The 9,135-nt window shown below is 71.8% G+C and carries 11 protein-coding genes; 10 read left to right on the forward strand and 1 reads right to left on the reverse strand.

The window, feature by feature from the left end; all coding sequences use genetic code 11:
- The 8 genes from HW578_RS18340 to HW578_RS18375 all read left to right on the forward strand — a co-directional run.
- Positions 1-511: tetratricopeptide repeat protein (locus HW578_RS18340; RefSeq protein WP_198372133.1), on the forward strand; the 511-nt coding region annotated here is incomplete at its 5' end.
- The gene (locus HW578_RS18345) at positions 508-1,008 is read left to right on the forward strand and encodes a TadE family protein (RefSeq protein ID WP_198372135.1); all 501 of its coding nucleotides are present in this window, start codon (positions 508-510) and stop codon (positions 1,006-1,008) included. The genes HW578_RS18340 and HW578_RS18345, both read left to right, overlap by 4 nt.
- Complete coding sequence (locus tag HW578_RS18350; RefSeq protein WP_198372136.1) at positions 986-1,561, forward strand: TadE/TadG family type IV pilus assembly protein; 576 nt, start codon at positions 986-988, stop codon at positions 1,559-1,561. The genes HW578_RS18345 and HW578_RS18350 overlap by 23 nt, the downstream gene beginning before the upstream one ends.
- On the forward strand, positions 1,558-3,075 hold the full coding sequence (locus HW578_RS18355) for a TadE/TadG family type IV pilus assembly protein (RefSeq protein WP_198372137.1): 1,518 nt from the start codon (positions 1,558-1,560) through the stop codon (positions 3,073-3,075). The genes HW578_RS18350 and HW578_RS18355 overlap by 4 nt, the downstream gene beginning before the upstream one ends.
- 60 nt (positions 3,076-3,135) lie before the next feature.
- Entirely contained in the window at positions 3,136-4,110 is a 975-nt protein-coding gene (locus HW578_RS18360; protein ID WP_198372138.1) for a Bug family tripartite tricarboxylate transporter substrate binding protein, read from the forward strand.
- Between the two features lie 59 nt (positions 4,111-4,169).
- A complete protein-coding gene (locus HW578_RS18365; protein ID WP_198372139.1) occupies positions 4,170-5,069 on the forward strand; it encodes a polysaccharide deacetylase family protein in 900 nt (299 codons plus the stop codon).
- Complete coding sequence (locus HW578_RS18370; protein ID WP_198372140.1) at positions 5,066-5,953, forward strand: polysaccharide deacetylase family protein; 888 nt, start codon at positions 5,066-5,068, stop codon at positions 5,951-5,953. The genes HW578_RS18365 and HW578_RS18370 overlap by 4 nt, the downstream gene beginning before the upstream one ends.
- On the forward strand, positions 5,950-6,816 hold the full coding sequence (locus HW578_RS18375; RefSeq protein ID WP_198372141.1) for an HpcH/HpaI aldolase/citrate lyase family protein: 867 nt from the start codon (positions 5,950-5,952) through the stop codon (positions 6,814-6,816). The genes HW578_RS18370 and HW578_RS18375 overlap by 4 nt, the downstream gene beginning before the upstream one ends.
- On the opposite strand, the gene HW578_RS18380 is transcribed toward HW578_RS18375, so the two are convergent.
- Positions 6,813-7,568 (reverse strand): SDR family oxidoreductase, encoded by a 756-nt coding sequence (locus tag HW578_RS18380; protein WP_198372142.1) that lies wholly within the window; start codon positions 7,566-7,568, stop codon positions 6,813-6,815. The two genes, HW578_RS18375 and HW578_RS18380, sit on opposite strands and share 4 nt — an antisense overlap.
- A 51-nt stretch (positions 7,569-7,619) precedes the next feature.
- Here HW578_RS18380 and HW578_RS18385 point away from each other — a divergent pair, with 51 nt between their 5' ends.
- Positions 7,620-8,561, forward strand: a complete 942-nt coding sequence (locus HW578_RS18385; protein ID WP_198372144.1) for a 2-hydroxyacid dehydrogenase — start codon at positions 7,620-7,622, stop codon at positions 8,559-8,561.
- Positions 8,558-9,135, forward strand: a 578-nt coding sequence (locus HW578_RS18390) for an alcohol dehydrogenase catalytic domain-containing protein (protein WP_198372145.1), incomplete at its 3' end; no start/stop codon positions are given. The genes HW578_RS18385 and HW578_RS18390, both read left to right, overlap by 4 nt.

Genomic DNA, 9,135 nt, shown 5'->3' on the forward strand with positions numbered 1-9,135 from the left:
GGGCGCGCGCTGGGAGGAGGCGGCGCAGGCTTACAGGCGCGCCGTGCAGGCCGATGGCGAGTCGCGGGCGGCGCGCCTCGGCCTGGGACGCGCGCGCCTGCGTGGCGGCGATGTCGCCGGCGCCGAGGCCGCGTTCCGGGAGGCGATCACCGCCCTGCCGCGCGACCCCGGCGCGCAGAGCGGGCTTGGCGTGGCGCTCGACCATCAGGGGCGGCATGCGGAGGCGCAGGCCGCCTATCGCGCCGCGCTCGAGCTCGATCCGTCGCACGAAGGCGCGCGCACCAACCTTGCCTTGTCGCTCACGCTGTCGGGCCAGGGGGCGGAGGCGGTGCGGATGCTGGAAGGTGTTGCGCGCGCCCCGCAAGCGACTCCGCGGCAGCGCCACAACCTGGCGCTGGCCTATGCGGCGGCCGGCGATGCGCCGCGCGCGGCGGAGATGATGGCGCCCGAGCTGGGCGAGAACAGCCGGGAGGCGGCGGCGGCCTGGCGGCTCGCGCTGGCGGGGCCTTGATCCGCCGCCGACGCAGCACTGCCGGGCGGCGCGGCGCCGTCCTGCTCGAATTCGCCCTCACCGGGCCGATGCTGTTTGCCTTGATGATGACGGTGCTGGAGGGCGCGTGGCAGGCGCTGACGGCGGCCACGCTCGACATCGGCGCGCGCGAGGCCTCGCGCTTCGGGGCCACCGGCCAGGTCATGCCCGACTGGCTGCCGCCGCCCGCCCCCACCTCGCGCGAGGAAGCGGTGCGCCGCGTGGTGCTGCATTTCGGGCCCTATGTGCTGCAGCAGGATCGGCTGAGCGTCACCGTGAGCGCCTTCGCCGGTCCGCAGCAGCTGGCGACACCCGGTTCGGCGCAGGCGGGCGCCGGCGGCGCGGGCGAGACGGTGCTCTACGACCTCGCCTACCAGCAGCCCTTCCTCAGCCCCTTTCCCATGCTCGTGCTCGGGCGCGGCAGCCTCGAGCATCGCTCGCGCATGATCGTTCGCAATGAACCTTTCCCGCCCTCCTGACCGCCGCCGCCGGCGCGGGTCGGTGGCGGTGGAATTCACGCTGGTCGCGCCGATCCTGGCGGTGCTCGGCCTCGCCGTGCTCGACGTGGTGGATTTCCTGCGCATCGCGCTGCGGATCGAGCGCACGGCGGGCGAGGTGGTGAACGTCGTCGCGCAGTACCAGGCGCTGCGCGAGACGGATTTCGCCACCATCTTCGACCTCGCGGGGCGCGTCGCGGCGCCCTACCGGGTCACGTCGTCGGATGGCGCGGTGATCCTCACGGGCCTCGCCAATACAGGCACCGGCGCGACAGTGCTGTGGCAGCGCCGCCAGGGTTCGGGCGGCTATGCCAGCGCCTTCGGGACCGAGGGCGGTGCCGCCACCATCCCGCCGCGCTCGGCCGACCTCAGCCTGGCGATCGGGCAGGGCGCGCTGGTCGCCGAGGTGTTCTACGCGCGCGAACCCTGGGTGCTGTCCGGGCGCTTCCTGTCGGCCGATCCCTTCTCGCGCCTGCAGGCCTTCGCGCTGCAGCGCCCGCGCATGGTCTCCATCCTGAGGGTAACGACGCCATGAAGCCCTTGCGACAGGTGCTCCGCGACCGGCGCGGCGCGGTGGCGATGCTGGCGGGCCTCGCGGCCATCCCGCTTCTCGCGATGGCGGGCGCGGCGATCGACCTCACGCGGCTATACCTGCTGCATTCGCGCCTTGTCACCTCGGTCGATGCGGCGGCGCTGGCCGGCGCGCGCGTGATCAACGACCTGGACCGCGATGCGCAGATCCAGCGCTGGTTCTGGGCGAATTTCACGCGCGAGCGGCGCACCGGCACCACCGGCTACCTCGGCGCCGAGATCACCAGCTTCACCATCAGCGTCGAGGAATCGAACCGCGTCGTGCGGCTGCGCGTACGCGCCGCGCTGCCCACCACGGTGCTGCGGCTGTTCGGGCAGGAGACGCTGGTCGCCAGCGCCGACCACGCGGCGCGCCGGCAGGACCGCGGCATGGAGCTCGCGCTGGTGCTCGACGTCACGGGCTCGATGGCCGGCGCGTCGATGACGGCGCTGCGCGATTCCGCGACCGAGCTCGTGAACATCCTGTTCGGTCCGAACGAGACGGTGCCGAACTTCTACATGTCGGTGGTGCCCTATACCGCCACGGTGAACATCGGTCGCGGCCGGTCGAGCTGGCTTGCGCCGGGCAGCCTCGATCCCACCGCCTATGGCAGCACGGTCTGGCGCGGCTGCGTGCAGGCACGCTACCAGAACGGGGAGGACGAGACGGACACGCCACCCACCATCGTGCCCTTCCGCCCGCATCTCTGGCCCTCGACCGTCGGGCGCTACAGCCCGAACCGCGGCGACAATGAATGGACCAGCACGACCATCACCGAACCCAACCCCGAGAACCCACCCTCGGATTCGGCGCAGAACGCGCTCGGCAACGACGCGAAGGGCCCCAATCTCGGCTGCGGGCGCGCCGTCCTGCCGCTGACCCAGCCACGCGGCGTGATCCTGAACGAGATCGCCAATCTGCGCGCCACGCATCGCGGCGGCACCATGGCCAATCTCGGCCTGCAGATGGGCTGGGCCACGATCTCGCCCCGCTGGCGGGGGCTGTGGGGGTCGCCAACCCTGCCGCTGAACTACGACACGCCCTACATGGACAAGGTGCTGGTCCTGATGACCGACGGCAACAACGAATGGTACGACTGGCCCGAGGGCGCGCCCGGCGCCTGCCGGACCAGCGGCAGCAATCCCCCCTGCCGCAGCGGCTACACCAGCGACGGCGATGCCGACATGACCGCCTATGGCCGCCTGCGGGAGAACCGCCTCGGCATCGCCGGCATCACCAATGCCCGCGCGCTGACCGAGATCAACGCCCGCATGTCGCGCCTGTGCACCCGCATCAAGGCGAATGGCGTCATCCTCTACACCATCACCTTCAATGTCGGCTCGACCGTGACGCAGGACCTCTATCGTACCTGTGCGACGCGGCCGGAGTACTACTTCAACAGCCCGGACACCGCCTCGCTGCGCGCGGCCTTCCGCGAGATCGGCGGGCAGCTCGCGAACCTGCGCCTGATCCGCTGAACCCTTGCCCGCCGCGGGCCGAGGCTGTAGGCGGCGCCCGAACAGCACCGGGAGCCCAGAATGAACCGCAGGCATGCCATCGCGATCGCCGCCGCAACCCTTGCCGCACCCCTGGCCGCGCGTGCCCAGGAGAACTGGCCCAACCGGCCCGTCACGCTGCTGGTGCCCTTCGCCGCGGGCGGTTCGAACGACGTGGTCGCGCGCCTGATCGCCCCGGTGCTCGAAGCCCGGCTCGGCCAGCCCTTCGTGGTCGAGAACCGGCCCGGCGGCGGCGGATCGCTCGGCATGGGGATGGTCGCGCGCGGGCGGCCGGATGGATCGGTCTTCCTGATCTCCTCGGCCTCCAACCACGTCTTCCATCCGCTGGTCTCGGGCGATCTCGGCTACGACCCGCGCGAGGCGCTGCCCGCCGTCGCCATGCTGGTCGACGTGCCCAACGTGATCGCCGCCAACCCGGCCTTCGGCGTGACCAATGTGCAGGAACTGATCGCGAAGGTGCGCGCGACGCGCGGGGGCATCTCCTTCGCGTCCTCCGGCGTCGGCACCTCCAACCATCTGGCGGGCGAACTGTTCAGGCTGCGCACCGGCGTCGACCTGACGCATGTGCCCTATCGCGGCGGCGGGCCCGCCATCAACGACCTGATCGCGGGCACCGTGCCGATCGGCTTCATGAATCTGCCGACCGTGGCACCGCCGGCCTCGGACGGGCGGGTGCGCATCATCGCGGTCTGCACGGCGGATCGCGTGTCGATCCGCCCCGACCTGCCGACCGTGATGGAGCAGGGGGTGCCCGACTATGCCGTGCGCTCCTGGACCGGGCTGTTCGCGCCGCGCGGCACGCCGGCGCCGATCGTCGAGCGCTTCACCACTGCGGTGCGCGAGGCGCTGGCCGCGCCGCAGGTCGCCGGTCGCCTGGTCGCGATCGGCAGCGAGCCGCTCTACATGCCCCCCGCCGAGACCGAGGCCTTCGTGCGTCAGGAATTCGACCGCTGGGGGCCCGTGGTCCGCGCGGCGGGCATCACCACCCAGGGCTGAGCCCGCGTTGACGCGCGCCGCCGCCTGCCGCAGCGTTCGCGCGCTGCGGAGGATGCACGATGAAGATGCCAGGCCACGGGCGATACGCCCATAGCGCGATCCCGTCGCGCCCCACCTATGAATGGCCGAACGGCGCGCGGCTTGCGGTGGTGGTGTGCAACAACATCGAGGCCTTCGCGTATCGCGCGGGCCTCGGGTCCGACAGCACCGGCGCGGCCGCGCCGCAGGGGCAGCGCAACTACGCCTGGCGCGACTACGGCAACCGGGTCGGGCTGTGGAACATGCTCGACATGCTGGACGAGCTGGAGATTCCCTGCGCGCACAACGTGAACGGCGCGGTGCTCGATGCCTGTCCGGAGATCGCCCCCGCGCTGAAGGCGCGCGGCGACGAATTCATCGGCCATGGCCGCACCAATGCCGAGCGCCAGGACATCCTGTGGGAGGAGGATGAGCGGCGCCTCATCGTCGAGAGCCGCGACGCCATCATCCGCCATGCGGGCGTGGCACCGGCCGGCTGGCTTGGCCCCTACATCGCGCAGTCCGCGGTCACGCTCGATCTGCTGAAGGAGGAAGGCTTCTCCTACGTCATGGACTGGCCGGCCGATGACCAGCCCTTCTGGATGACCACGCGCGCCGGGCCGATTCTGTCCGTGCCCTACTCCATCGAGCTGAACGACAGCCCCGCGCAGGTGTTCCGGCAGCACACGGGCCGGCAATTCGCCGAGATGATCATCGATCAGTTCGACGAGATGCTGGAGCAGTCGCGCAAGCGGCCCCTGGTCTGCTCCATCGTGCTGCACCCCTTCATCGTCGGGCAGCCCTTCCGCCTGCGCGCGCTGCGCGATGCGCTGCGGCACTTCATGTCGCACCGCGAACGCCTGTGGGTGGCGCGGCCGGGCGAGGTGGCGCGCTACGCGGCGTCGCTGCCCAAGGGCGTCGTGCCGGGCTCTGCCGCGTGAGCGGCGGGCGCGACTTTCGCGGCTATGGCCGCAACCCGCCCGACCCGCGCTGGCCGGGTGGCTCACATGTCGTCTGCAACTTCGTCATCAACTACGAGGAAGGCGGGGAGTACAGCGTGCCGGATGGCGACGCGACCAGCGAGGCCGCGCTGACCGAAGGCAGCACGGCGCCGTTCAAGGGCCGCGACCTGGCCGCGGAATCGATGTTCCAGTACGGCAGCCGCGCCGGCTTCTGGCGGCTGCACCGCATCTTCACGAAGCGCGGCCTGCCCTGCACTGTCTTCGCCGTGGCCCGCGCGCTGGAGCGCAATCCCGAGGCCTGCGCCGCCATGCGCGAGGCCGGGTGGGATGTCGCCGGCCACGGGTTGCGCTGGGAGATGCACAACGCCTTCGACGAAGCCACCGAACACGCGCGCATCACGGAGGCCACCGCGCTGATCACGCGCTGCATCGGCGAACGCCCGGCGGGCTGGTACACGCGCTACGCGCCGTCGCTCAGCACGCGGCGCCTGCTGCTCGAGGCCGGATACGACTACGACAGCGACGCCTATGACGACGAGATCCCCTACTGGGTGAAGGTCGATGGCCGCGATGCGCTGGTCGTGCCGTATTCCCTGGTCCACAACGACATCCGCTTCCCGCGCATGGGGATGTCCTCGGGGACCGAGTATTTCGACTACATGCGCGACGCGATCGAATGCGTGCTGCGGGAGGACCCGCCGCGCATGCTCTCCTTCGGGCTGCACAACCGCATCATCGCGCATCCGGGGCGCGCGATGGGCCTGGCGCGGCTGCTCGACTGGATCGGCAACCATCCGCGCGTGGCGGTGATGCGCCGCGTGGACATCGCGCGCCACTGGCGCCAGGAGCACCCGCCCGCATGACCCGTGACCTGCCGGCCTGGCGTTCGCTGCTGTATGTGCCCGCGAGTGCGGAGAAGTTCGTCGCAAAGGCGCATGAGCGCGGCGCGGATGCGGTGATCCTGGACCTCGAGGACGGGGTCGCGCCCGACGCGAAGGATGCCGCGCGCGCCGGGCTGGCAGCCTCGGTCGCGAGCGTGCGCCGCAACGGCGCTGACGTGGTGGTGCGCATCAACCGCCCGCTGCGACTGGCGGCGCGCGACATCGGGGCGGCGGTGGCGGCGGGCGCGGACGGGTTGGTCTGCACGAAGATGATGGGCGCCGACCATGTGCGGCTGCTGTCCGAAATGACGGCGGAATCCGAAGCGGAAGCCGGCCGCGCGACTGGCGCCGTGCGCTTCATCGTGCTCATCGAGGATGCGGCCGCGCTCGCGCACGCCCAGGCCATCGCCTCCGCCGATCCGCGCGTGGTGGCGCTGGGCGTGGGCGGCGAGGACCTGGCAACCGACCTCGGCGCCGAGCCCACGCCCGATGCGCTGGACCTGCCCAAGCGCATGGGCCTCGTGGCGGCACGCGCGGCGGGGGTGCTGCCGCTGGGCTTCATCGGAACGGTCGCCGGGCTGAAGGACCTGGACGGCTATCGCGCGATGCTGCGCCGGTCGCGCGCCATCGGCTTCGCCTGCGCGTCCTGCGTGCATCCTTCCCAGGTGCCGATCATCAACGAGGAATACGTCGCGCGCCCGGAGGAGGTGGACCGCGCGAAGCGCCTGGTCGCGGCCTTCGAGGCGGCGCTGGCGGAAGGGAAGGGGGCCGTCGCCTTCGAGGGCGACATGATCGACAAGCCGATCGTGGACCGGGCGCGGCGGTTGATCGCGCGGGCGGGCTAGACCACGGCGGTCATGCCGCCATCCACGAATATCAATTGCCCGTGCACGAAGTCCGAGGCCGGCGCGGCGAGGAACACCGTTGCGCCGACCAGCTCCTCCACCCGGCCCCAGCGCCCAGCCGGCACACGCTTGCACAGCCAATCCGTGAAGGCCGGGTCCTGCACCAGCGCGCTGGTCAGTTCCGTGTCGTAGTAGCCGGGCGCCAGCCCGTTCACGTTCACCCCGTGCTTCGCCCATTCGGCGCAGAGCGTGCGCGTGAGCATCCGCAGCGCGCCCTTGCTCGCGGCATAGGGCGCGATGGTTGGCCGGCCCAGCTCGCTCTGCACCGAGCACACCGTGATGATCTTGCCGCGGCCGCGATGCACCATGCGCTTGCCCGCCGCCTGGCAGCAGTACCAGACGCCGTCGAGGTTCACGTCCATGACACGCCGCCAGGTCTCGGGCGGCATGTCCACCGAGGCCGCACGCAGGTTGATGCCGGCATTCGCCACCAGGATGTGCAGCGGGCCATGCGCGGCCTCGATCGCCGCGACGCCGGCCTCGACCGCCGCGTGGTCCGTCACGTCGAAGGCCGCCGTGACCGCGCCCGGCACATGCGCGCGCGCCGCCTCCAGCTTCGCCGCGTCGCGCCCGTTCAGCACCACCTTGGCACCGGCCTCCGCGAGGCCGCGCGCCAGCGCCAGGCCGATCCCCTGGCTCGATCCGGTCACCAGGGCGAGCTTCCCCGTCAGGTCGAACAGTGCGCGCGACATCGGCGTTTCCCCGTGTAATCTGCGCGGCAAGGCTAGGGGGAGGACGCGCGGATGGACAAGCCGGGGCTGCTGGTGGTGGGCGTGCTGCCCGATTGGGACCTCGAGGCACTCGCACAGCGCTTCACCCTGCACCTGTTGTATGAGGCCCCGGACCGCGCCGCCTTCCTCGCGCAGCACGGCCCTTCGATCCGCGCGATCGCCACCAAGGGCGAACTCGGCGCCGACCCCGCCATGATGGATGCCTGCCCCAATGCCAGGATCATCGCCTGCTACGGCGTGGGCGTGGACGCGATCGACCTGCCCGCCGCCCGCGCGCGCGGCATAGCGGTCACCAACACGCCCGACGTGCTGACCGAGGATGTGGCCGACATGGCCTTCGCCCTGCTGCTCGCGACCGCGCGCGCCATCCCGGAAGGCGACGCCTATGTGCGCTCCGGCACCTGGGCGCGGCAGGGGCCGATGCGCCCTGCCACGCGCGTCTGGGGCAAGCGCATAGGCATCGTCGGGCTGGGGCGGATCGGGCGCGCCATCGCGCGGCGGGCCGAGGGCTTCGGCATGGCGATTTCGTACTCCGGCCGCGCGAAGAAGGACCTGCCCTATACCTTCCACGCCTCGCCCGCGGCGATGGCGCCACATGTGGACATCTTCGTGGTCTCCGCCGCTGGCGGTGCGGCGACCGCGGGCCTGGTGGACCGCGCGGCGATCGAGGCGCTGAACCCCGGCGCCATCTTCGTGAACGTCTCGCGGGGCAGCGTCGTTGATGAAGCCGCGCTGATCGAGGCGCTGAAAGCCGGCCGCATCGCCGCCGCGGGCCTCGATGTCTTCCACAACGAACCCGCCATCGACGCGGTCTTCGCGACCTTCCCGAATGTCGTGCTCTCGCCCCACCAGGCCTCCGGCACGGTCGAAACGCGCAAGGCCATGGGCGCGCTGATGCTGGCGAACCTCGAGGCGCATTTCGACGGGCGGCCGCTGCCGACCCCCGTGCCATGACGCGCGCCGTCGTCATCCACGCCGCGCACGACCTGCGGGTGGAACAGCGCCCCACCGGCGAACCAGGCCCTGGCCAGGTGCGCGTGCGCATCGCGGCCGGCGGCATCTGCGGCTCCGACCTGCATTACTTCGAGCATGGCGGCTTCGGCGCCATCCGCGTGAAGCATCCGATGGTGCTGGGGCACGAGGTCGCGGGCGTGATCGATGCGCTCGGCGCCGGTGTCACGGGCCTCGCGGCCGGGCAGGCGGTGGCGGTGAATCCGTCGCTGCCCTGCGGGCGCTGCCGCTACTGCCAGGAAGGCGCGCAGCAGCACTGCCTCGACATGCGCTTCTACGGCAGCGCGATGCGCGACCCGCATGTCGATGGCGGCTTCCGCGAGGCGCTGGTCTGCGAGGCCGCGCAGGCCGTGCCGCTGCCCCCCGGCCTCGACACCACCACCGCGGCCTTCGCCGAACCGCTCGCCGTCTGCCTGCACGCCGCCCGCCAGGCCGGGCCGCTGCTCGGCCGCCGCGTGCTGGTGACCGGCTGCGGGCCGATCGGCGCGCTCGCCATCGCGGCGGCGCGCATGGGCGG

This window comes from Roseomonas rosulenta, assembly GCF_016106005.1.
GTDB lineage: Bacteria > Pseudomonadota > Alphaproteobacteria > Acetobacterales > Acetobacteraceae > Neoroseomonas > Neoroseomonas rosulenta.